The organism is Nocardioides sp. T2.26MG-1 (assembly GCF_950101795.1).
Classification (GTDB): Bacteria; Actinomycetota; Actinomycetes; order Propionibacteriales; family Nocardioidaceae; genus Nocardioides.
Genome location: NZ_CATNLZ010000023.1, coordinates 161,752 through 182,680 on the forward strand (window position 1 = coordinate 161,752; position 20,929 = coordinate 182,680).

21 protein-coding genes are annotated in these 20,929 nt (G+C 73.2%); 15 read left to right on the forward strand and 6 right to left on the reverse strand.

Annotation, left to right across the window (positions count from 1 at the left end):
- The first annotated feature begins 29 nt into the window (after nt 1-29).
- The 11 genes from QQZ14_RS13555 (at nt 30) to QQZ14_RS13605 (ending at nt 11,398) form a co-directional block, all read left to right on the forward strand.
- A complete protein-coding gene (locus QQZ14_RS13555) occupies nt 30-995 on the forward strand; it encodes a cation diffusion facilitator family transporter (protein ID WP_284534858.1) in 966 nt (321 codons plus the stop codon).
- Nucleotides 996-1,048: 53 nt separating this feature from the next.
- Complete coding sequence (locus QQZ14_RS13560) at nt 1,049-1,408, forward strand: FtsX-like permease family protein (RefSeq protein WP_284534859.1); 360 nt, start codon at nt 1,049-1,051, stop codon at nt 1,406-1,408.
- A gap of 162 nt (nt 1,409-1,570) precedes the next feature.
- The gene (locus QQZ14_RS13565) at nt 1,571-2,695 is read left to right on the forward strand and encodes an ROK family transcriptional regulator (protein ID WP_284535143.1); all 1,125 of its coding nucleotides are present in this window, start codon (nt 1,571-1,573) and stop codon (nt 2,693-2,695) included.
- 129 nt (nt 2,696-2,824) lie between these two features.
- Nucleotides 2,825-4,117: an extracellular solute-binding protein gene (locus QQZ14_RS13570; protein ID WP_284534861.1), complete on the forward strand. Its 1,293-nt coding sequence runs from the start codon at nt 2,825-2,827 to the stop codon at nt 4,115-4,117.
- 169 nt (nt 4,118-4,286) lie between these two features.
- Entirely contained in the window at nt 4,287-5,198 is a 912-nt protein-coding gene (locus tag QQZ14_RS13575) for a carbohydrate ABC transporter permease (RefSeq protein ID WP_284534862.1), read from the forward strand.
- On the forward strand, nt 5,198-6,037 hold the full coding sequence (locus QQZ14_RS13580) for a carbohydrate ABC transporter permease (RefSeq protein WP_284534863.1): 840 nt from the start codon (nt 5,198-5,200) through the stop codon (nt 6,035-6,037). The genes QQZ14_RS13575 and QQZ14_RS13580 overlap by 1 nt, the downstream gene beginning before the upstream one ends.
- Nucleotides 6,034-7,410: a glycoside hydrolase family 3 N-terminal domain-containing protein gene (locus tag QQZ14_RS13585; RefSeq protein ID WP_284534864.1), complete on the forward strand. Its 1,377-nt coding sequence runs from the start codon at nt 6,034-6,036 to the stop codon at nt 7,408-7,410. Before QQZ14_RS13580 ends, QQZ14_RS13585 begins: the two co-directional genes overlap by 4 nt.
- Nucleotides 7,398-8,300: an ROK family protein gene (locus tag QQZ14_RS13590; RefSeq protein WP_284534865.1), complete on the forward strand. Its 903-nt coding sequence runs from the start codon at nt 7,398-7,400 to the stop codon at nt 8,298-8,300. The genes QQZ14_RS13585 and QQZ14_RS13590 overlap by 13 nt, the downstream gene beginning before the upstream one ends.
- Nucleotides 8,300-9,241, forward strand: a complete 942-nt coding sequence (locus QQZ14_RS13595; RefSeq protein ID WP_284534866.1) for an N-acetylglucosamine-6-phosphate deacetylase — start codon at nt 8,300-8,302, stop codon at nt 9,239-9,241. The genes QQZ14_RS13590 and QQZ14_RS13595 overlap by 1 nt, the downstream gene beginning before the upstream one ends.
- Nucleotides 9,241-10,026, forward strand: a complete 786-nt coding sequence (locus tag QQZ14_RS13600; protein ID WP_284534867.1) for a glucosamine-6-phosphate deaminase — start codon at nt 9,241-9,243, stop codon at nt 10,024-10,026. The genes QQZ14_RS13595 and QQZ14_RS13600 overlap by 1 nt, the downstream gene beginning before the upstream one ends.
- Nucleotides 10,027-10,387: 361 nt before the next feature.
- Complete coding sequence (locus QQZ14_RS13605) at nt 10,388-11,398, forward strand: calcium-binding protein (RefSeq protein ID WP_284534869.1); 1,011 nt, start codon at nt 10,388-10,390, stop codon at nt 11,396-11,398.
- Nucleotides 11,399-11,400: 2 nt separating this feature from the next.
- Here QQZ14_RS13605 and QQZ14_RS13610 read toward each other — a convergent pair whose 3' ends face one another.
- On the reverse strand, nt 11,401-12,570 hold the full coding sequence (locus QQZ14_RS13610) for a PucR family transcriptional regulator (protein ID WP_284534870.1): 1,170 nt from the start codon (nt 12,568-12,570) through the stop codon (nt 11,401-11,403).
- Between the two features lie 94 nt (nt 12,571-12,664).
- Here QQZ14_RS13610 and QQZ14_RS13615 point away from each other — a divergent pair, with 94 nt between their 5' ends.
- Together QQZ14_RS13615 and QQZ14_RS13620 are read left to right on the forward strand one after the other, a co-directional pair.
- Entirely contained in the window at nt 12,665-13,768 is a 1,104-nt protein-coding gene (locus QQZ14_RS13615; RefSeq protein WP_284534871.1) for a ferredoxin reductase, read from the forward strand.
- A gap of 33 nt (nt 13,769-13,801) precedes the next feature.
- Entirely contained in the window at nt 13,802-15,031 is a 1,230-nt protein-coding gene (locus tag QQZ14_RS13620; RefSeq protein ID WP_284534872.1) for a fatty acid desaturase family protein, read from the forward strand.
- Nucleotides 15,032-15,166: 135 nt separating this feature from the next.
- Here QQZ14_RS13620 and QQZ14_RS13625 read toward each other — a convergent pair whose 3' ends face one another.
- On the reverse strand, nt 15,167-16,039 hold the full coding sequence (locus tag QQZ14_RS13625) for an aldo/keto reductase family oxidoreductase (protein WP_284534873.1): 873 nt from the start codon (nt 16,037-16,039) through the stop codon (nt 15,167-15,169).
- A gap of 102 nt (nt 16,040-16,141) precedes the next feature.
- Between QQZ14_RS13625 and QQZ14_RS13630 the strand changes: the two genes are divergently transcribed.
- Together QQZ14_RS13630 and QQZ14_RS13635 are read left to right on the forward strand one after the other, a co-directional pair.
- On the forward strand, nt 16,142-16,993 hold the full coding sequence (locus tag QQZ14_RS13630; RefSeq protein WP_284534874.1) for a helix-turn-helix domain-containing protein: 852 nt from the start codon (nt 16,142-16,144) through the stop codon (nt 16,991-16,993).
- Between the two features lie 63 nt (nt 16,994-17,056).
- Nucleotides 17,057-17,761 (forward strand): alpha/beta fold hydrolase, encoded by a 705-nt coding sequence (locus QQZ14_RS13635; RefSeq protein WP_284534875.1) that lies wholly within the window; start codon nt 17,057-17,059, stop codon nt 17,759-17,761.
- Here QQZ14_RS13635 and QQZ14_RS13640 read toward each other — a convergent pair.
- From QQZ14_RS13640 to QQZ14_RS13655, 4 genes are all read right to left on the reverse strand, one after another.
- On the reverse strand, nt 17,728-18,651 hold the full coding sequence (locus tag QQZ14_RS13640) for an NADP-dependent oxidoreductase (protein WP_284534876.1): 924 nt from the start codon (nt 18,649-18,651) through the stop codon (nt 17,728-17,730). The two genes, QQZ14_RS13635 and QQZ14_RS13640, sit on opposite strands and share 34 nt — an antisense overlap.
- A 294-nt stretch (nt 18,652-18,945) precedes the next feature.
- Nucleotides 18,946-19,572, reverse strand: coding sequence for a hypothetical protein (locus tag QQZ14_RS13645; RefSeq protein ID WP_284534878.1), 627 nt, complete (start codon nt 19,570-19,572; stop codon nt 18,946-18,948).
- A gap of 98 nt (nt 19,573-19,670) precedes the next feature.
- On the reverse strand, nt 19,671-20,357 hold the full coding sequence (locus tag QQZ14_RS13650) for a hypothetical protein (RefSeq protein WP_284534879.1): 687 nt from the start codon (nt 20,355-20,357) through the stop codon (nt 19,671-19,673).
- The gene (locus QQZ14_RS13655) at nt 20,354-20,923 is read right to left on the reverse strand and encodes an RNA polymerase sigma factor (protein ID WP_284534880.1); all 570 of its coding nucleotides are present in this window, start codon (nt 20,921-20,923) and stop codon (nt 20,354-20,356) included. The genes QQZ14_RS13650 and QQZ14_RS13655 overlap by 4 nt, the downstream gene beginning before the upstream one ends.
- Nucleotides 20,924-20,929 lie beyond the last annotated feature (6 nt).

Genomic DNA, 20,929 nt, shown 5'->3' on the forward strand with positions numbered 1-20,929 from the left:
ACCGTACGTGTCGGGGGTACGGGACACCCATGGCCACCACCGACGCCGACCGCCAGACCGAGCCCCAGCAGAGCGAGTCGCTCCTGACCGTCGTGGTCGCGCTCGTCGCCAACGGCCTGCTTGCGACGGCGAAGTCGTTCGCCGCCGTCGTCACCGGCTCGGCGTCGATGGTCGCAGAGGCCGCGCACTCCTGGGCCGACACCGGCAACGAGGTGTTCCTGCTGGTGGCCGAGCGCAAGGGCAACCGGCCGCGCGACGACGAGCACCCCCGCGGCTACGGCCGGGCGACGTACATCTGGTCGCTCGTCGCGGCGTTCGGCCTGTTCTCCGCGGGCGCGGTCGTCTCCGTGTGGCACGGCATCGCCGAGCTCACCGCCGAGGAGACCGGCGCGCCGAGCTACACCGTCAACTACATCGTGCTCGGGATCGGCTTCGCGCTCGAGGGCGTGTCGTTCGTCCAGGCGAGCCGGCAGGTCCACGGGGCGTCACGGCGCTCCGGGATGCACCCCCTGAGCTATGTGTCGCGCACGTCGAACCCGACGCTGCGGGCGGTGTTCTTCGAGGACTTCTCCGCGCTCATCGGCATCCTGCTGGCCGCCAGCGGCATCGCGCTCCACCAGGTCACCGGGCACGCCGAGTTCGACGCGCTCGGGTCGATCGGGATCGGGGTGCTGCTGGCGTTCGTCGCGGTGTTCCTGATGCGGCGCAACATGGACTACCTGCTGGGGGAGGGGGTCAGCCCCGAGCTGCGGTCGCGGGTGATCGCCGAGCTGCTGGCCCACCCGCAGATCGACCGGATCACCTACCTGCACGTGGAGTACGTCGGCCCGCAGCGGCTGTTCGTGGTCGCCGCGGTCGACCTCACCGGCGACGACCGCGAGGGCCACCTCGCCGTACGTCTCCGCGACCTCGAGGCCGACCTGGAGCGCAACCCCCTCATCGAGGACCTGATCCTCACCCTCGCCCCGCCCGACGAGCCCGCCCTCTCCCCCTGACCGTCGAGTCGGGACACGCGCAGACCCGGGCGGCCAACGAGATCGGGCTGTGGGTGCTGCTCGGGCCCTCCGGGCTGTACGCCGGCATCGCGATCGTCAACGCCGTGCTGATGGGGGTCTCCCAGCGGCGCCGCCAGTTCCGCACGATCACGCTGCTCGGGGCCACCGATGCGCAGCTGCGGCGGATGGCGCTGTGGGAGGCCGGCCTGGTCGGCGCGGCCGCGCTGCTGGTCGGGTCGGCGATCACGGGGTTCGTCGGCTGGCTGGTGCGGCACGCGACCACCCGCGACGTACCGGACGTGGCGATGACCGTGCCCGTGGTGCCGCTCGCCGCGATCCTCGCGACGTGTGCGGGCCTGGCGCTCCTGGCCGCGCTCGCCGGCTCCGGCCGCGTGGTGCCCCGCCGGACCTGATGACCCTGAGCGGTAGTCCCTGACGAACGGGCCCCTCCAGGCCGAGATCAGGGCCCGATCGTCTGGGACTACCGCAGCGGAGGCTCTGGAGATGCCATCGAGATTCGGCGAACCCCTTGACAGGGAATATGTAAGTGCGCTGAACTAACAAACGTGACGACGATGTCCCCGGTCGGGAGGCCGCTCCGGCCCCGCGGCAAGCTCCTCCAGGAGGACGCCCGGAGGCACCACCGCTCGCTGCTGATCCAGCAGCTGTTCCGGGAGGGTCCGGCCAGCCGCGCGGACCTGGCGCGGACCACCGGGCTGACCCGGGTCACGGTCTCCGACCTGGTCGGCGAGCTGGTCGGCGAGGGTCTCGTCGAGGAGCTCGGCGCCCCCGCCGGCGCGCGGGTCGGCAAGCCGCCGACGCTGGTCGGGCTGGCCCCCGACTCCACCCACATCGTGGCCCTCGACCTGTCCGCCGACGACCGGATGAGCGGCGCGGTCGTCAACCTGCTCGGTCAGGTGCAGGCCCGCCACGAGCTCGAGATCGGCGGCGCCCGGGGCGCCGACGCGGTCGAGCTCGTCCACCGGCTCGCCTCGGAGCTGATCGCGATGACCGACCGCCCGGTCCTCGGGGTCGGCGTCGGCAGCCCGGGCGTGGTCGACGCCGGCGGCACCGTCGTCGACGCGCCCAACCTGGCGTGGACCGACACGCCGCTGGCGGCGAGCCTGGCCGAGGCACTCGGGCTGCCGGTCTTCGTCGCGAACGACGCCAACACCGCCGTCCTCGGCGAGCACACCTTCGGCCAGACCGGTGACGGCGGCCTGATGGTGCTCCGGGTCGGCATCGGTGTCGGCGCCGGGCTGGTGCTCGAGGGGGCACTGCTCCACGGCCACCTCGCCGCCGCCGGCGAGATCGGGCACGTCACGGTCGACCCCGACGGCGAGGTCTGCGCCTGCGGCCGCCGCGGCTGCCTGGAGACGATCCTCGCCGCCCCGCGGCTGCGCCGCCGCCTCGCCGAGCCCGGGATCGACCGCGACGCTGTGCTCACCGAGGTCGGCGAGCGGCTCGGCGCCACGCTGGCACCGGTCGTCGGCACCCTCAACATCCACGAGCTCGTGCTCAGCGGCCCCACCGAGCTGCTCGACGGCCCGCTCCGCGAGGCGGCCGACCGGGTGATCCGCGAGCGGACCATGCCGGTGAGCTCGGCGGGCCTCGCGGTCCGCACCTCGACCCTCGGGGACGACGTGGTGCTGGTCGGCGCCGCCGTCCTCGTCCTCTCGGGACAGCTGGGCGTGTCATGAGCACGGCCTCGATCTCGTACGACGGGCCAACCGGGCCCGCCGGCACCCAGGACCCGGCACTGCGCCGCACCTGGGCCAGTAACTCCGCCCGGTAGCCGGTCGGGGAAATCGCAAGAGAGGAACACTGCGGTGCGCATCAAGAAGACACTGGCCGGCGCAGCCCTGGCCACGTTGGCCCTCACCGCCCTGGGCGCGTGTGGCAGCGACAGCGACGACAGCAGCACCAAGAGCGAGGGCGACAGCCCGAAGACCGCGGACATCCGGGTCTGGCTCAACGGCGCGGACACCCCGCAGGAGGCGCGGGACTGGCTCAAGAGCACCTTCGAGGACGAGAACCCCGGTTCGACGCTGACGATCGAGGAGCAGCAGTGGGACGGCCTGGTGGAGAAGCTGACCACCGCGCTCTCCAGTGAGTCCGAGACCCCCGACGTGGTCGAGATCGGCAACACCCAGGCCCCGACGTTCACCTCGGCGGGCGCCTTCGCCGACCTCACCGACCAGCTCGCGACCCTCGGCGGCGACGACCTGCTGCCCGGCTTCGTCGACGGCGCGACCGTCGACGGCAAGACCTACGCGGTGCCCTACTACGCGGGCTCGAAGTACGTCTTCTACCGCACCGACCTGCTCGAGAAGGCCGGCCTCTCCGTGCCGACCACGATGTCGGAGTTCGTCGACACCGCGATCGCGCTCAAGCAGGCCAACCCCAAGCCGGCGAACTTCTCCGGCTTCTGGTTCCCCGGCCAGGACTGGCGCAACGGCGTCGCGTTCGTGTGGGACGCCGGCGGCGACCTCGCGACCGAGGACGGCGGCGAGTGGACCGGCGCCCTGGAGTCGCCGGAGTCGGTCGCCGGTCTCGAGACCGCGCAGAAGCTGTTCACGGAGGCCTCGGGTGCCGCCAAGGACGGCAACGAGGCCGACCCGCAGACGCCGTTCTGCGCCGGTGAGGTCGGCATGATGTCGGCTCCCGGCTGGGTCATGGGCCTGCTCAACGACCCGAAGACCGGCTGCCCCGACCTGGCGAAGAAGGTCGGCGTGTTCGCGCTGCCCGGCACCGACGGCCAGCCCGCCCCGGTGCTGCTCGGCGGGTCCGACATCGCGGTCGCCGCGAAGTCGCCCAACCAGGAGCTCGCCCAGAAGGCCGTCGCGCTGATGCTCAGCGACGACTACCAGACGATCATGGCGCAGAACGGCCTCACCCCGGCCAAGAACTCGCTCACCTCCCTGCTCGGTGACGACGCCTTCGCCCAGGCGACGATCGCGGCCGCGTCCAACGCCAAGCTGACCCCGGCCGCTCCCGGCTGGGCCACGGTCGAGGGCTCCCGGGTCCTCGAGGACCTGTTCAGCGCGATCGCCCAGGGCGGCGACGTGGCCGAGCTGGCGGCCAAGGCCGACGAGCAGATGAACCCGCAGCTCAACGGCTGACGCACCCGCTCGACCCGTGCTCGACCTGTAGGGACCGCACGTCACACGACCCCGGCCGGGGCGGCGCTCTGCGTCGCCGCCCCGGCCGTGGCCTGCCACTGCCAGGGTGGTCTCGACAGGCTCGACCACCGAGAGCCGTTCGACCACCGAGAGAGGAAGGAGGAGGCGCATGAGCACCACCGTCCGCCCGCCGCGTCCGCACCGCAGCCCGCTGCCGTACGGCCTGCTCGTGCCCGCGCTCGCCGCGCTCCTCGTGGCGCTCGGCTACCCGCTGGCGCGCGAGGTGGTGCTCGCGTTCCAGAAGTTCGGCCTCGCTCAGCAGTTCGGCACCCCGCCGGAGTGGGTCGGCCTGGCCAACTTCCGCGAGCTGCTGACCGACCCCTACCTGTGGCGGGTCGCGCTGCGCTCCCTGCTGTTCTGCCTGGTCAACGCGCTCGTCACGCTCGTCATCGGTGTCGGCCTCGCGCTGCTGATGCGACACATGTCCAAGTCCGTGCGGATCCTGCTGCAGACCGGCCTGCTGCTCGCCTGGGCGATGCCGGTCGTGGCGACCCTGACCGTCTGGCAGTGGCTCTTCGACACCCAGTACGGCGTGATCAACTGGCTGCTCACCACGGGCGGGGTCGACTACGCGGGCCACTCCTGGTTGCTCGACCCGCTCTCCTTCTTCTTCGTCGCCACGGTGATCGTGGTGTGGATGAGCGTGCCGTTCGTGGCCTTCACGGTGTACGCCGCGCTGACCCAGGTCTCCGAGGACATGATCGAGGCCGCCGAGATCGACGGCGCCGGGCCCGCGCAGCGGCTGCGCGCGGTGGTCCTCCCGAGCATCCGCCCGGTGCTGCTCGTCGTCGGCCTGCTCCAGGTGATCTGGGACCTGCGGGTGTTCACCCAGATCTACGTCCTCCAGCAGGCCGGCGGCAGCACCCGCGACACCAACCTGCTCGGCACCTACATCTACCGCCTCGGCATCGGTGGCGGCGACTTCGGGATGGCCGCCGCGGTGGCGATCTTCATGCTCGTGCTGACCGTGGTGCTGACCGCGCCGTACGTCTGGGCGATGCTCCGCCAGGAGGAGGACTGATGTCGCGCCCCACCCGCCGTCCGCTGCGGATCGCCGCCAACTCCGTCGGGATCGTGGCGTTCCTGATGTGCGTGTTCCCGGTCTACTGGATGGTCAACAGCTCGCTGCTGCCGCGCAACAAGATCCGCAACCCCGACCCGACCTGGGTGCCGTTCGGTGGCACGTTCGACAACTACCGCACGGTCTTCGACGGCGGCCAGTTCCTCGACTCGCTGAGGATGAGCCTGATGGTCACGCTGCTGACGATCGCGGTCGCGCTGTCCTTCGCGTTCCTCGCCGCCGTCGCGGTCTCGCGGTTCAAGTTCCGGGGCCGCAAGTCGTTCATCGTCGCGCTCCTGGTGATCCAGATGATCCCGGTCGAGGGGCTGTTCATCTCCCAGTACAAGATGCTCGAGGGGATGAACCTGCTCAACTCCGTGCTGGGCCTGAGCCTGGTGTACGTCGCCTCGGTGCTGCCCTTCACGATCTGGACGCTGCGCGGCTTCGTCGCCGGCGTGCCGTTCGAGCTGGAGGAGGCCGCGATGATCGATGGCTGCTCCCGGGTGCAGGCGTTCTTCCGAGTCACGTTCCCGCTGCTCGCGCCGGGCCTCGTCGCCACCGGCGTGTTCGGGTTCATCCAGGCCTGGAACGAGTTCACCCTCGCCGTCGTCGTGATGTCGCAAGGCGACAAGAAGACGCTGCCCGTGTGGCTGAGCACGTTCACCGACGTCAACCGCGGCACCGACTGGGGCGGAATCATGGCCGGTTCGACGCTGATCGCGATCCCCGTGGTCGTGTTCTTCCTGGTGGTCCAGGGCCGGATGGTCGCGGGCCTCACGTCCGGGGCGGTGAAGGGATGAGCGTCCCCCCAGTGGAGCGGCTGGCCCTGGGCGTGCTGCTCCCCGCCTTCCCGGGCACCACGCTGGCGCCCGAGGTCGCCGGGCTGCTGGCCGAGGGCCTCGGCGGGGTCTGCCTGTTCGGCAGCAACACCGCCGCCGGGCCCGGAGCGCTGGCCGAGCTGACGGCCGCGATCCACGCGGCCGCGCCGTACGCCGTCGTGGCCGTCGACGAGGAGGGCGGGGACGTCACCCGGCTGCACGCCGGCGAGCGCAGCCCGGTGCTCGGCCCGGCCGCGCTCGGCGCCGCGGACGACCTCGACCTCACCCGCGACACCGGGGCGGCGATCGGCGCGGAGCTCGCGGCCGCCGGCATCGACCTCGACCTCGGCCCGGTCGCCGACGTGAACTCCGACCCCGACAACCCCGTGATCGGCACCCGCAGCTTCGGCGCCGACGCCGGAGCCGTCGCCGCCCACGTGGCCGCCTGGGTCGCCGGGCTGCAGAGCGCGGGCGTCGCCGCCTGCGCCAAGCACTTCCCCGGCCACGGCGACACCGCCCAGGACAGCCACCTGGCACTGCCCACCGTCGACGTCGACCTCGCGACCCTGCGGGCCCGCGAGCTGGTGCCGTTCGCCGCGGCCGTCGACGCGGGCGTCGCGTCGGTGATGACCTCGCACATCGTGGTGCCGGCCATCGACCCGCTGCTGCCCGCGACGCTGAGCCGGCCGGTGCTCGCGCTGCTGCGCGAGGGGCTGGGGTACGACGGGGTCCTGGTCACCGACGCCCTCGACATGGCCGGCGCCTCCGCCGGCCGCGGGATCCCGGAGGCGGCCGTGCTGTCCCTGGCCGCGGGCGCCGACCTGCTGTGCCTCGGCGCCGACAAGGACGTCGCGCTGGTGCGGGAGGTCCAGACCGCGATCGTCGACGCCGTCCGCTCCGGGCGGCTCGCCGAGGAACGGCTGGTCGAGGCGGTAGGCCGGATCGCGCGGCTGCCGCGCCGGGACGGCGCCGTCGTGCCCGTCGACGCGGCCCGCCAGCTCGAGGGTGCGCGTCGCGCGGTCACCGTCGACGGCGCGCTGCCCGACCTGCGCGGCGCCGAGGTCGTCAGCGTCGCAACCACGGCGAACATCGCGGTGGGCGAGGTGCCCTGGGGACTGGACCCGGATCGGTTCGTCCACCCGGGGGAGCCGGTGAGGGGCGATCGGCCGGTGGTCCTGCAGGTCCGCGATGCCCACCGGCACCCCGAGGTCGCCGCCGGCGCCGCCGTCGTGGTGGAGTGGGGCTGGCCGGGCCCGTACGCCGGGGACACGCCCCGGATCTGCACGCGTGGGAGCTCCCGTCCGGGAGTCGCCGCGGTGACCGAGCTGCTGAGGAAGGCGGGGTGGGACCGGTGAACGTCGGGCTGGACATCGGCGCGACCAAGACCCTCGGTCTGGTGGTCGACGACGATGGCACGATCCTCGCCGAGGTGCGCGAGGCGACCGAGCCCGGTGCCGAGGGCGTGGTGCGGACGGCGGCGCAGGTCGTCGAGGCGCTGCGGGCCGCCACCGACGCGGGTCTCACCGGCACCGTCGGGGTGGGCATCCCCGGCCTCGTCGACGTCGAGCGCGGCGCGGTCAAGCACGCGGTCAACCTGGGCGTCAACGGCGAGTGGCTGCCGCTGCGCGACCTCCTGGGCGCGCGCCTCGGCGTGCCGGTGGTGGTCGAGAACGACGTCAACGCCGCGACCCTCGGCGCGGTCGCGATGAGCGGCGAGGACGACCTGGTCTACCTGAGCATCGGCACCGGCCTGGCCGCCGGCCTCGTGCTCGAGGGGCGGCTGCGGCGCGGCGACCACGGGGCCGCCGGCGAGATCGGGCACGTGCCCGTGGACCCGGCGGGGGCGCTGTGCCAGTGCGGCCAGCGCGGCTGCCTGGAGACCATCGCCTCCGGTTCGGCGATCGCCACGGCCTGGCCGTCGCCCGACGTACCCGCCGCCCAGGCGCTGTTCGCCGCCGCCGACGCCGGCGACCCGGCCGCGATCGCGGCCCGGGACCGGTTCGCCTCCGGGGTCGCGAGCGCGATCCGGGTGCTGAGCCTCACCGTCGACCCACGCTCGGTCGTGCTCGGCGGCGGAGTCGCCCAGCTGGGCGAGCCGCTCCGGGCAGCCGTCGCCGACGCGCTGCGCGCGCAGGCCCGGACCTCGCCGTTCCTCGGCTCCCTCGACCTCGCGGGCCGGCTCCGGGTGGTGCCCGCCGACTACCCGGTGGCCGCCGTCGGTGCGGCCCTGCTCGGGAGGTCGTGATGGGCACCGTCGTCTCCGGTCTCGTCGACGCCCAGGTCAACGGCGCCGCCGGCATCGACCTCACCGCCGAGCCGCACCGGCTCTGGGAGGTGGCCGCCGCCCTGCCGGCGTACGGCGTCGTCGCTTTCGTCCCGACCGTGATCACCTCCGACCCCGCGGCCCGCGACCAGGCGCTCGCCACGCTGGCCGCCGGCCCGCCCGCGGGCTGGGCGGGCGCCGAGCCGCTCGGGCTGCACTTCGAGGGACCGATGATCGCGCCGACCCGCAAGGGCGCCCACCCCGAGCGCTGGCTGCGGCCGCCGTCGCTCGAGCTCGTCGACGGCTGGTCGCGGGAGGCCGGCGTCGCGATCGTGACGATCGCCCCCGAGCTGCCGGGCGCGCTCGAGGTGGTCGAGCGGCTGACCGGCCGTGGGATCGTCGTCTCGGTCGGCCACACCGCCGCTCGCGCCGCCGAGGTGACCGCGGCGCTCGAGGCCGGGGCCCGCTACCTGACCCACCTCGGCAACGCGATGCCGCCGCTGCAGCCCCGCGAGCCGGGGCCGATCGGGGCCGCGTTCGGCGGGGACGTCGTTGCCGGTCTGATCGTGGACGGCCACCACCTCGACCCGCTGTTCGTCCGGACCGCCTGGCGCGCGCTGGGCCCGGACCACTTCCTGTCGGTCTCGGACACCACCGCCGGGCTCGGGCTGCCGGACGGACCCGCGCGCCTCGGCGACCAGGACGTCGTCGTCGCCGACGGCACCGTGCGGCTCGCCGGCGGCACGCTCGCCGGCTCCGCCGCGTCGCTCCTCGACTGCCTGCGGGTGCTCGTTGCCCAGACCGGGTGCACCCTGGAGGAGGCGGTGGCCACGGCGACCACCACACCGTTGACGCTGCTGGGCCTGCCGCCGCGCGAGGAGCGGATCCGGCTCAACGACGACCTGCGCCTGGAGGTGGACTGATGGAGGTCGTCCCGCTCGCGACCCCCGAGGAGGTGGGGGCGGTCGCCGCCGACGCGATCGAGGCGCTCGTGCGTGCCCACCCCGACGCCGTGCTCGGTCTGGCGACCGGGTCGAGCCCGCTGCCGGCGTACCAGGAGCTGGTCCGGCGGCACCGGGACGGCACCGGCCCGTCGTACGCCGGCGTCCGCGCGTTCCTGCTCGACGAGTACGTCGGCCTGCCGGCCGGCCACCCGCAGACCTACCGGGAGACGATCTTCCGCGAGCTCACCGACGCCCTCGGCATCCCGCGCGACCGGGTCGCCAGCCCCGACCCGTCGCCCGACGGGCTGGCCGGCGCGGGGGCGCGCTACGAGGAGGCGATCCGGGCCGCCGGTGGCGTCGACCTGCAGGTGCTCGGCATCGGCGCGGACGGCCACCTCGCGTTCAACGAGCCGGGCTCGTCGCTCGCGTCCCTGACCCGGATCAAGACGCTGACCGCGCAGACCCGCGAGGACAACGCGCGCTTCTTCGCCTCCGTCGAGGAGGTGCCGCGGCACGTGCTCACCCAGGGGCTCGGCACGATCCTGCGTGCCCGGCACCTGCTGATGGTCGCCTCCGGCGCCGGCAAGGCCGAGGCGGTCGCCGCGGCCGTCGAGGGCCCGCTCACCGCCTCCTGCCCGGCGTCGGTGCTGCAGCTGCACCCGCGCGCCTCGGTGCTGCTCGACCCGGCCGCCGCGTCCCGGCTCGCCCGGGCCCACTACTACCGCGAGGTGTGGTCCTCGAAGCCGGGGTGGCAGGGGCTCTGAGTCCTCGTCGGCGCGCCGGGTGTCGGCCCGTCGACCGTCGAGACACCAGAGATGGCTGGGAGCCGGCAGCCCGGGCAGCCATTCCTGGTGCCTCGACGGCAGATCAGCGCCCGGTGGCCTCGTCGTGAGGGGTCACCCCCAACCGCTCAACTCTGAGGTGACGCGGCCGATGTGCTGCGTGTGCTGGGGGTCGGCCCACGGACGTCAGAGGTGTCACGTGTCGTCCGGGGTCACGCCTCGACCAAGGGTCGACGGCACGGACAAGTGACACTCTGCGGCGATATCGACATACGTTGGTCGCGGACACTCGTGAAACACGGACCAAGGAACTGGTGATCTCTCGGTGAGAAAGCTCCTAGGCATGACGTCAGCGCTCCTTGCCTGCAGCGTGGTCTTCACGCTCGCACCTGCACACGCTGCCGTGATCGACGGCACCCCGCGCAAGGACCACCTCGTCGGTACCACCTCGGACGACCGCATCACGAGCGTGGGTGGTGGCGACTTCGTCAACGGGCGCGGCGGCGCGGACACGGTCTACTCCGGCGCTGCCGGGGACCGGGTGCTCGGCGGCATCGGCGCGGACCGCATCTACAGCTTCACTGGAGATGACCTGGTCCACGGAAATGGCGGCAACGACGTCGTCACCGCCAGCAGCGGGAACGACACCGTGTACGGCGACGCCGGTGACGACCAGCTCCTGGGTGGCCCGGGCATCGACCGGCTCTTCGGTGGTGTCGGCCTCGACCTGCTTCGCGGCGGCGGCGACAACGACACCCTGTGGGGTGGGGCCGACGATGACCGGCTCGAGGGAATGGCGGGCGACGACACTCTCTACGGGGAGGACGGCCGCGACACGATCCGAGGTGGTGGCGGCGTCGACATCGTCTACGGCGGCACCGGTGACGACAACCTGCGCGTCGTCAACCCCGGATCCGTTGACGGAGTCGGCGGGCTGCTGGGCGGCGCAGGTGACGACCGCGTCTACGGCGAGGACGGCAACGACCACGTCTCTGGTGCCACCGGTGACGACTACGTCGACGGCGGTGCTGGCAATGACGAGCTCGATGGTGGACCCGGCGCCGACCTGCTCGTGGACGGGGCGGGCGACGACCAGATCACGGGCGACGAGGACAACGACGTGATCTACCTCGGGCCCGGTCGGGACAAGTCGTACTCCGAGGAGGGCGACGACACCTACTACGTCCTCAACGACGGAGAGCGCGACGACATCTACTGCCAGGGCGGGTACGACCGCGTCTACTTCGTCGGCTCACGGGACTCCAGGGACATCATCCACCCCCTGCCGAATGGCACCGGCCCGTGTGAGGTGATCGAGGTCGTCGCGGACCCGCCCGCCGACTGGCCGTACTGACGTCAGCCCAGCGCGACCACGAGCGCCAGCACCACCTCGGGGTCGTCGAGCCGCTCGCCGTACAGCTCGCGCAGCTGGCCCATGCGGTAGCGCACGGTCTGGGGGTGCACGAACAGCTCGGCTGCGACCGCCTCGCGTCGGCCCTGGTGCAGCAGCCACGAGCGCAGCGTGTCGACGAGCTTGTCGGCGGTGCCCGGCCGCAGGCCTGCGAGCGGCGCGAGCAGCTGCTCGCGCAGGTCGGCGCGCGCGGCCGGGTCGGCGTCGAGGACCAGGCCGACCAGGTGCGCCTCGGTGTCCAGCTCGATGCCGGCCGCGCGGGCCCGCAGTGCCCGGTCGTACGACGAGCGCACCTCCAGCCACGGGCGCGCGGGCCCCGCGAGCGCACCGCGGTCGACGAGCGTGCGCAGCAGCGGCAGCCGGCGGTGGGCGTGCGCGTCGGGCACCAGCAGCAGCACGCCGTCGTCGAGCCCGGGCGGGTCGGTGACCTGCAGGGTCGCTGGTGAGACGGTGGACATCACCGGCCGCACCTGCGCCTCCGGCACGATCACCGCGGTCAGCGTCTTGGGCGGCTGCCAGCCGGCCCGGTCGGCGGCCGCGACGACCTGGTCGACCGGCGAGCCGGACAGCAGATGGTGGGCCACGCGCTCGAGCAGCCGCTGTCGCACCCGGCCGGTCGTGGCCAGCTCGTCGGAGTGCCCGGCGACGCTGGCCGCGGACAGCTCGTCGATGTAGGCGAAGACCAGCTCGGCGAAGCCGACCAGCGTCTCGCCGGCGACGCCCTTGCGCACCGCCACCGTCGACATCTCCCGCCACGAGACCCGAGCGCCGATCCGGTACGCCGCGAGCAGCGCGTCGGTCGACCGGCCGCTGCGGGCCTCGCCGCGCCCGAGCTGGTAGGCGCCCTCGACCGCGGGAGCCGCGGGCGTGGACACGTCGGCCCCGCGGCTGCCGCTGGCCAGCGACAGGAACCCGCCGAGCGCGAGCTGCACCGCGTTGCGGATCGTCTCGCCCATCGGCCCGCTGAACGCGTCGGTATAGCTGGGCACCTCGTCGATGATCGCGGCCACCACGTGCTCGGCCACGCGCGGCAGCTCGGCCCGCATGTCGTGGACCGCGGCGGGGTCGAGGCGCAGGCCGTGGTCCGCCGTACGCCGTACGGCACGTCGAACCATCGTAGCCTCCGATTGTTCGCAGATGACAAGAGTGATGCAGATCTTCACGTCGAGCGGTCATGATCTTACGCCCGAAGCGCAGCAGACTCGGAGCATGAGCATCTCCATCCCTTCTGGCACGGCCCGGTCCGGGTCGGGGTGGACCCTGCGCGGGACCCTGCGCCAGGTGGCCCAGGCCGCGGTCACGCCGCGCGACCTCGACGACGTGCTCGACCACTTCCACCCGCTGCGCCGCGGCACCGACCTGCGCGGCCGGGTCGTGGAGGTGCGCCCCGAGACCGCGGCGTCCGCGACGCTGGTGATCAAGCCCGGGCGGGACTGGGCCGGCCACGTGCCGGGTCAGTACCTCCGCGTGGGCGTCGACGTGGACGGCGTGCGCCTGTGGCGCACCTACTCGCTGACCCACGGTCCCCGCGCCGACCGCTGCATCTCGATCACGGTCAAGGCGATCCCCGACGGCGTCGTGTCCAACCACCTCGTGCACCGCATCCAGCCGGGCCAGATGATCCACCTCGGCCAGGCCGAGGGCGAGTTCGTGCTGCCCCAGCCGATCCCCGCCAAGCTGCTGCTGGTCACCGCCGGCTCCGGCATCACGCCGGTCATCGGCATGCTGCGCAACCTGTTCTCGCGCGCCGAGCGGCCGGCCACCGACATCGTGCTGCTGCACTCCGCGCTGTCCCGCTCCGAGGTGATCTTCGGTGAGGAGCTGCGGCGGTACGGCGCGGCCGGCTGGCTGCGCCTGGTCGAGCTGCACACCGACACCCACGGCCTGCTCGACGTCACCGAGCTCGACCGGATCGTGCCCGACCTGGCCGATCGCACGGCGTACGCCTGCGGCCCCGCGGGGCTGCTCGACGCGCTCCAGGAGCACTACGACGCGCGCGGCCTCGCGCTCAACGTGGAGCGGTTCCGTGCGCCGATGGTGGCCGCCGGCGAGGGCGGCACGCTGACGTTCAACTCCGGGACGACCGTCGAGGCCGACGGTGCCACCCCGATCCTCGACGTCGCCGAGTCCGCCGGCGTGCTGATGCCGAGCGGCTGCCGGATGGGCGTCTGCTACGGCTGCGTGCTGCCGCTGCGCGAGGGCGTCGTGCGCGACCTGCGCAACGGCGAGCTCACCACCGCCTCCCCCGGGGACGGCGTGATCATCCAGACCTGCATCAACGCCGCCGCCGGCGAGTGCCACCTCGACCACTGACCTCTCACCCGATCTCGATCTGAGGAGACCCGCATGACCGCGATCCAGAAGAAGCCCGTCAGCCCCATCGAGCACCTCACGCCCGAGGACATCGAGCAGCTCGGGGTCGAGCTGGACACGATCCGCCAGGACATCCTCGACAGCCGGGGCGAGAAGGACGCGAAGTACATCCGCACGGTCATCGACGTGCAGCGCCGCCTCGAGCTCGGCAGCCGCGCGGTGCTGCTGTTCTCGTCGTTCCCGCCGGCCTGGGTGGTCGGCACCGCCGGCCTGAGCGTCGCGAAGATCCTCGAGAACATGGAGATCGGCCACAACATCCTGCACGGCCAGTGGGACTGGATGCGCGACCCCAAGATCCACTCCACGACCTGGGAGTGGGACATGGCCACGCCGGCCGAGCAGTGGAAGCACTCGCACAACGAGCTGCACCACACCTACACGAACGTGATCGGCAAGGACAACGACCTCGGCTACGGCATCATGCGCGTCGACGAGGACCAGCCCTGGCACCCGTTCTTCCTCGTGCAGCCGCTGTGGAACTTCATCAACGCCTGCTTCTTCGAGTACGGCATCGCGGCGTACGACCTCGAGCTCGGCGCCACCATCAAGAAGAAGCAGACCAAGGACCCCGACTTCAAGCGCCGGGTCAAGGGCGTGCTGACCAAGATCCGCCGCCAGGCCACCAAGGACTACGTCGTGCACCCGGCGCTGTCGATCCCGACCGGCTCGTTCCTGCCGACGCTCGCCGCGAACTTCACCGCGAACGTCGTGCGCAACCTGTGGAGCCACTCGGTGATCATGTGCGGGCACTTCCCCGAGGGTGTGGAGACGTTCGAGAAGCGCTCGATCGAGGGCGAGTCGCGCGGCGAGTGGTACGTCCGCCAGATGCTCGGCTCGGCCAACATCTCCGGCTCCAAGGCGATGCACATCATGAGCGGCAACCTCTCGCACCAGATCGAGCACCACCTGTTCCCCGACCTGCCGTCGAACCGGTACGCCGAGATCGCCCCGCGGGTGAAGGCGCTGTTCGAGAAGTACGACCTCAACTACCACGAGGCGCCGCTCCCCAAGCAGGTCTACTCGGCCTGGCACAAGGTCGTCCGGCTCTCGCTGCCCAACGGCTGGCTGGCCACCACCAACGCCAAGAACGCCCCGCAGCAGCTCGCGATGCTCTACAAGATGAGCACCGGTGGCCCCAAGGTGCGGCGGGCCGCGCAGGCCCGGCTGAACCAGCTGGCTCGCAAGACCTCCGCTGCCGCCTGACCGGCGTCGCGGTGGTGTCGAGGCTCGTCGCTGGCGCTCCTCGCACCTCAACCACCGTGTGACCAACCGTGTGAGCGGCGTCCACGGCGGTTGAGGTGCGAGCGCAGCGAGCCTCGAAACCCGTGGCCCTGCGGGTCAACGACCGATCGCGTCGAGCTCCGCGAGGTCGTCCGGCGACAGCTCCAGCCCGGCGCCGGCGACGTTCTCCCGCAGGTGCGCGACCGACGAGGTGCCGGGGATCAGCAGGATGTTCGGCGAGCGGTGCAGGAGCCAGGCGAGCGCCACGGACAGTGGCGAGGCGCCGAGCCGGGTGGCGACGGCGTCGAGCTCGGCGGACTGCAGCGGCGTGAACCCGCCCAGCGGGAAGTACGGCACGTAGGCGACGCCCTGCTCCGCGAGGGCGTCGATCAGCTCGTCGTCCTCGCGGTTGGCGAGGTTGTAGGCGTTCTGCACGCACACCACCGGGGCGATCGACTGTGCCTCCGCGACCTGCTCGGCCGACACGGTGCTGACCCCGAGGTGCCGGATCAGCCCCTGCTCCTGCAGCTCGGCGAGGGCCCCGAAGCCCTCGGCGATCGAGCCGGGCTCGGGTCGGTCGAGGCCGCCGACGCGGTAGTTGACGACGTCCAGGGTCTCGAGGCCGAGGTTCTCCAGGTTCTGGTGCACGTCCTCGCGGAGCTCGCGGGGACTGCGCGCGTGCGGCCAGCCGCCCTCGGCGTCGCGGCGTGAGCCGACCTTGGTGACGATCACCAGGTCGTCGGGGTAGGGGTGCAGCGCCTCCTTGATGATCTGGTTGGTGACGTGCGGTCCGTAGATGTCGGCGGTGTCGAGGTGGGTGATGCCCAGCTCGACCGCCTCCCGGAGGACCGCGATCGCGCCGTCGCGGTCGGCCGGCGGACCGAAGACGCCGGGGCCGGCGAGCTGCATCGCGCCGTACCCGACGCGGGTCACGGTCAGGTCCCCCAGCTGGTAGGTCCCGCCGGGCAAGGTGGTGGTGGTCGTGGTCATGCCGACCACGGTGCCTGGCTCCGGCCGGGGGCCCCAGGTCCCCGTCATCCTGGGAGTGAGAGGGACAGGGACGGCCGGGACCACCCGGCTACCGTGGTCAGGGTGACCGACGACCGCCGCCTCGGGGACTACCTCCGCGCCCGCCGCGAGCTGGTGCTGCCCGAGGACGTCGGGCTGCAGGTCTTCGGCGTGCGACGCGTGCCCGGGCTGCGTCGCGAGGAGGTCGCGATGCTCGCCGGGATCAGCTCCGACTACTACCTGCGCCTGGAGCAGGGCCGCGACCGCAACCCGTCGGTGCAGGTGCTCGAGGCGCTCGCGCGGGTGCTCCAGCTCGACCCGACCGCGACCGAGTACCTCCTGACCCTCGGCGCCCCCCGACCCCGCTCGCGCTCCCGCCGGCCGCGGCGGGAGACCGTGCCCCCCGAGATCGCCCAGCTGGTGCAGGTGATCGGCCTGCCGGCGTTCGTGGAGGGCCGCTACCTCGACGTCCTGGTGACGAACCCGCTCGCGACCGCGCTGCAGCCGAACGTGCGGGTCGGCGAGAACCGGCTGCGCTCGTTGTTCCTCGACCCGGCCGAGCGCGCGGTGCTGCCCGAGTGCACCGAGCTCGCGCCCCAGATGGTGGCCGGGTTCCGGGCCCGGGTCGGCAACGACATCGACGACCCGCGCGTGGTGGAGCTCGTGGGCGAGCTGTCCCTGAAGAGCGAGGAGTTCCGCCAGGCCTGGGCGCGCCACGACGTCAAGGCGGTGCGGAGCAAGCCGGTGCGGATGCAGCACCCGTTGGTGGGCGATCTCGACCTGCGGCTCGCCAAGCTCGCCGTCGAGGGCACCGACGGCCAGACGCTGGTGGTGCACCACGCCGAGCCGGGCACCGACACCGCCGAGCGGCTCGCGCTGCTGGCCTCGCTGGTCGCGGAGGCGCCGGCGGAGCACGCGGCGTCGCGGCCGACCTGAGGTCGGTTCGTCACGACACCGAACGTGACGATGAGTCCCGCGCTTCGGCGGAGTCGGATGTGCATGACGACGTTCGCGCTCCTCCACGGCTCCGGCGACGGTGGCTGGTCCTGGCACCTGGTGCAGGACGCGCTGCGGGAGCGCGGGCACGAGACCGTTGCGCCGGATCTGCCCACCGACCGGGACGAGGCGACGTGGGACGACTGTGTCGCCGTGGTCGCGGAGGCGGTCGGAGAGGCGGGCGACCTGGTCGTCGTGGGGCACTCCGCAGGCGGCTTCGTCGTGCCCCTCGTCGCCCAGGAGCTCGGGGCGCGGCTGCAGGTGTACGTTGCCGGGATGGTGCCATGGCCCGGCGAGACCGCGGGCGACTGGTTCGACAACCTCGGCTGGTCGGAGGCCGTGGCCGAGCAGGCCGGCCGCGACGGTGGCCTGACCGGTAGCGCCGACCCGATCGTCGCGTTCTACGAGGACGTACCGGCGGAGCTCGCGGCCGAGGCGATCGCGCGGGAGCGGCCGACCAGCGAGCGGCTCGGGGAGACGCCCTGGCCGATGCCCGCGCTCCCCGACGTGTCGGCGACGTACGTCGTCACCGCGCGCGACCGGTTCCTCCCGCCGTCGGTGCAGCGCCGGGCTGCTGTCGACCGCCTCGGCGTCACCGCACCCGACGAGATCGACGCCGGCCACTGCGTCCACCTGAGCCGGCCCGAGGAGCTCGCCGACCTGCTCACCCGTGCTCAGGGCAGGAGAGCGAGCTTCCCGCCGGGGTGACCGCCGCGGAGGAGTTCGACCGCCTCGATCGCGTCCGCGAGCGGGAAGGTGCGCGCCACCGGCACCTCGAGCAGTCCCTGCTCGGCGAGCTCGATCAGGTGCCCGCGGACGGCGTCGCGGTAGGTCTTGCTGGCCGGCAGGGTGCCGCCGAGGGCGAGGAAGCCGTCGGACCGGGCGCGCTGGGGCGCCGCGATCGTGGCGATGCGGTCGCGGTCGGCGACCAGGGCGAGCGAGACGTCGATCGCCTCGTCCGTGCCGATGCAGTCGAGTGCCGCCGCGATGCCGCCGGGGGCCGCGCCGCGGACCCGCTGCTCGAGCCCGTCGCCGTGGGCCACCGGCACCCCGCCGTACCTCTGGACGCGGGCGAAGCTGCCCGCGCTCGCGGTCCCGACGACCCGGGCACCGAGCAGCGCCGCCTGCTGCAGGAGGCTCACGCCGACCGCGCCGGAGGCGCCGTGCACGAGGATCGTGTCGCCCGCCGCGACCCTGGTGACGTGCAGCATCTCCGCGGCCGTGGCTCCCGCGAGCAGCAGGGTGGCGGCCTCCTCCCACGCCAGCGACGCCGGCTTGGCGAACACGTCGGCGGCCGGGACGGTGAGCGCGGTCGCCCAGCCCCCGCGGACCCGGTAGGCGAGCACCTCGTCGCCGACGCCGCCGCCGCCGGAGGCGATCTCGGTGCCGGGTCCGATCGCGGTGATCACGCCGGCGACCTCGTAGCCGATCGGGAGCGGGAAGTCCGCCGCCGCCGCCCTCGCGGCGTGCTTGTGGTCGGCGGGGTTCATGCCGGCCGCGCGGACCTCGATGGTCACCTCGCCCGCGCGCGGCGGGGGTACGTCGTAGTCCTCGAAGGCGAACGCTCCCGGGGCGGTCGCGATCCAGTGCCGAGCCATGTCACCGACCCTAGTGCCGACGGACGGCCGCTCCGTCTCGCGCCAGGGCCTGGACCAGTTCGAGGGCGTCTCGGCGCAGAGCGTCGGTCGCACGCCGTCGCGAACGCGGGCGACTTCGTCTACATCCCGCCCGGCGTCCCGCACGTGCCGGTCAACATCAGCGACAACGAGTGGGCACGCGCTGTGGTCGCGCGGACCGACCCGGACGAGCAGGAGAGCGTCGAGCTGCTGCCGCACCTCGACGGGCTGCCGCACCTGACCGCCGGTCGTGACCGCCGCGGGCCCCGGTCCTGCTCAGTGCAGCCGGTTCAACGCCGAGGCGGCGAGCCGCCCGGCGCGGCGCGGGCTGCCGGTGGCGTTGACGTCGACGACGCCGACGTGGGCGCCGTCGACCAGGACGGCGTACCCGCCCGAGCGCGTGCCGTCGCCGTTGAACGTGGGCATCCAGAGCGCGCGCCCGGTGTCGGTGCTGACGCGGTGCACGCGGCCGAAGTACCAGTGCCCCTCCGGCACGTCCTGGCAGGCGCGGACCTGGCGGACGATGGTCCGGTAGCTCGCGGTGGCCTTGGCCGCCGACGCGCGGCCGGCGATCTGCTCGGAGACGTCGAACGGCGCGCCGCCGTCCCCGATCTGGCCCGTGAAGAGGCCGTGGAGGATGCGGTCGTGGCGGCCGACGACGTCGCGCATCCGGGTCTCGCCGGTACAGGCCGACAGGGCCTGCCGGCCGTCGCCCGTGCCGACGTGCCGGCTGACCGGCTGGGCGGCGTGGAAGGCGTCGGCCACGTCGGCACGGTGCAGCACGTCGCCCGCGCGCACGGGGGACGGAGCGGCCGCCTGGGCGAGCGCCGGCCCGGCGCCGAGCACCCCGGCGAGAGCGGTGGCGGCGACGGCGGCGAGAACGGTGGTGGGTCGGCTGATCATCGGGTTCCTCCGGTGGTGGGCACGAACGTGCCTGGTGATGTGGACACCTGAGTGATGACGGGCCGTCGGGCTTTGTTGGCTGGGATCTCCGAGAAATCTCAGCCGAGCCGCTCCGCGGTCTGGCGCGCCAGCTCGCGGAGGCCCTCGGGATCGACCGGGGTGACGTCGCCGTAGACGTCGACCAGGCACACCCGGTCGCCGGAGCGCGCGAGCACGCCGTACGCCGCGTGCTCGGGTGCGGCGCGGCCGATCCGCCACACCTGGGCGGTCCCGCCGGCGGTCGCCGCCGAGGCGACGAGCAGCGACGGTCGCTTGCCGGCGCCGCTTGTGCAGTGGCGGTACCACCCCGAGATCCGGTCGTAGAGGTGCCGGGCCTGGGGCGGGGTGTCGATCTGCGCGACCGTCTGCGCGGCGGTGAACGACGACTCACGGTCCCAACTGACGCTGACCGTCCCGACGGGGCCTGCGGCCTCGCCCAGCGAGGTGCGCTGGCAGGCGTAGGCGAACTGGGCCTCGCCGTTCGTCAGCGACTCGATCTTCAGGGTCGGCCAGCCGATCGTTGCGAAGTCGGTGGTGCTGAGCAGGTCGTCGGCGCCGAGCAGCCCGTCCGGTGACGCGGACGTTCCGTTGCTGGGCGTGACACCGGCATCGGCCCCCGGCCCCGTGCTCGTCGGGGCAGACGGCTCGTCCGTGAGCGCGTGGCCCGCGAGCCCGGCCCCAGTGCCGGCGACCAGCGATGCGGCCAGCAGGAGCAGGGCGGCCGCGCGGCCGATCCGTCGGCTCATCGGTCCCCGAGCATCCCGCGCAGCTGGGTGCGCGCCCGATGGATGCGGTCCTTGACCGCGCTCATCGGCGCGCCCGTCGCGGCCGCGATCTCGTCGTACGTGAGACCGCCGAGGTCGCGCAGCACGAACGGCTCGACCACCGTCGGCGAGCGCCCCTCGAGCTCCTCCAGCGCGTCGAGCAGGTCCAGCCGGGTGCCGGCGATCACGCTGGTCGTGCGCGGGTCGGGTTGCTCGGGGAGCAGGTCTGCGGTGCGCTCGCCGGCGCGGCGGCGCAGGGAGCGGTAGGTGCCGCGCGCGGCGTTGGACGTCACGACGACCACCCAGCCGCGGAACGAGCCGCGCCCGGTGAACTGGTCGAGCTTGGTCGCGATCGTCAGCAGCGCGTCCTGGGCCGCCTCCTCGGCGTCCTCCGGGTAGGGCAGGAACCGGCGGCACCGGCCGAGCACCATCGGGCGGATCCGCGCGAGCAGCTCCTCGAGTGCGGCCTGGTCGCCGTCGCGGGCCCGCGCCACGAGGGCGTCGAGCAGGTCGGCGTCACGCTCCGTGTCACGTGGGGAGGTCGGCATCGCGCC

Bases quoted from the DNA above. Each gene is read 5' to 3' on its own strand.
- QQZ14_RS13555 (WP_284534858.1), top strand. From the start codon at position 30: ATGGCCACCACCGACGCCGACCGCCAGACCGAGCCCCAGCAGAGCGAG.
- QQZ14_RS13565 (WP_284535143.1), top strand. From the start codon at position 1,571: ATGTCCCCGGTCGGGAGGCCGCTCCGGCCCCGCGGCAAGCTCCTCCAG.
- QQZ14_RS13575 (WP_284534862.1), top strand. From the start codon at position 4,287: ATGAGCACCACCGTCCGCCCGCCGCGTCCGCACCGCAGCCCGCTGCCG.
- QQZ14_RS13580 (WP_284534863.1), top strand. From the start codon at position 5,198: ATGTCGCGCCCCACCCGCCGTCCGCTGCGGATCGCCGCCAACTCCGTC.
- QQZ14_RS13585 (WP_284534864.1), top strand. From the start codon at position 6,034: ATGAGCGTCCCCCCAGTGGAGCGGCTGGCCCTGGGCGTGCTGCTCCCC.
- QQZ14_RS13595 (WP_284534866.1), top strand. From the start codon at position 8,300: ATGGGCACCGTCGTCTCCGGTCTCGTCGACGCCCAGGTCAACGGCGCC.
- QQZ14_RS13600 (WP_284534867.1), top strand. From the start codon at position 9,241: ATGGAGGTCGTCCCGCTCGCGACCCCCGAGGAGGTGGGGGCGGTCGCC.
- QQZ14_RS13605 (WP_284534869.1), top strand. From the start codon at position 10,388: ATGACGTCAGCGCTCCTTGCCTGCAGCGTGGTCTTCACGCTCGCACCT.
- QQZ14_RS13610 (WP_284534870.1), bottom strand. From the start codon at position 12,570: ATGGTTCGACGTGCCGTACGGCGTACGGCGGACCACGGCCTGCGCCTC.
- QQZ14_RS13615 (WP_284534871.1), top strand. From the start codon at position 12,665: ATGAGCATCTCCATCCCTTCTGGCACGGCCCGGTCCGGGTCGGGGTGG.
- QQZ14_RS13620 (WP_284534872.1), top strand. From the start codon at position 13,802: ATGACCGCGATCCAGAAGAAGCCCGTCAGCCCCATCGAGCACCTCACG.
- QQZ14_RS13625 (WP_284534873.1), bottom strand. From the start codon at position 16,039: ATGACCACGACCACCACCACCTTGCCCGGCGGGACCTACCAGCTGGGG.
- QQZ14_RS13635 (WP_284534875.1), top strand. From the start codon at position 17,057: ATGACGACGTTCGCGCTCCTCCACGGCTCCGGCGACGGTGGCTGGTCC.
- QQZ14_RS13640 (WP_284534876.1), bottom strand. From the start codon at position 18,651: ATGGCTCGGCACTGGATCGCGACCGCCCCGGGAGCGTTCGCCTTCGAG.
- QQZ14_RS13645 (WP_284534878.1), bottom strand. From the start codon at position 19,572: ATGATCAGCCGACCCACCACCGTTCTCGCCGCCGTCGCCGCCACCGCT.
- QQZ14_RS13650 (WP_284534879.1), bottom strand. From the start codon at position 20,357: ATGAGCCGACGGATCGGCCGCGCGGCCGCCCTGCTCCTGCTGGCCGCA.
- QQZ14_RS13655 (WP_284534880.1), bottom strand. From the start codon at position 20,923: ATGCCGACCTCCCCACGTGACACGGAGCGTGACGCCGACCTGCTCGAC.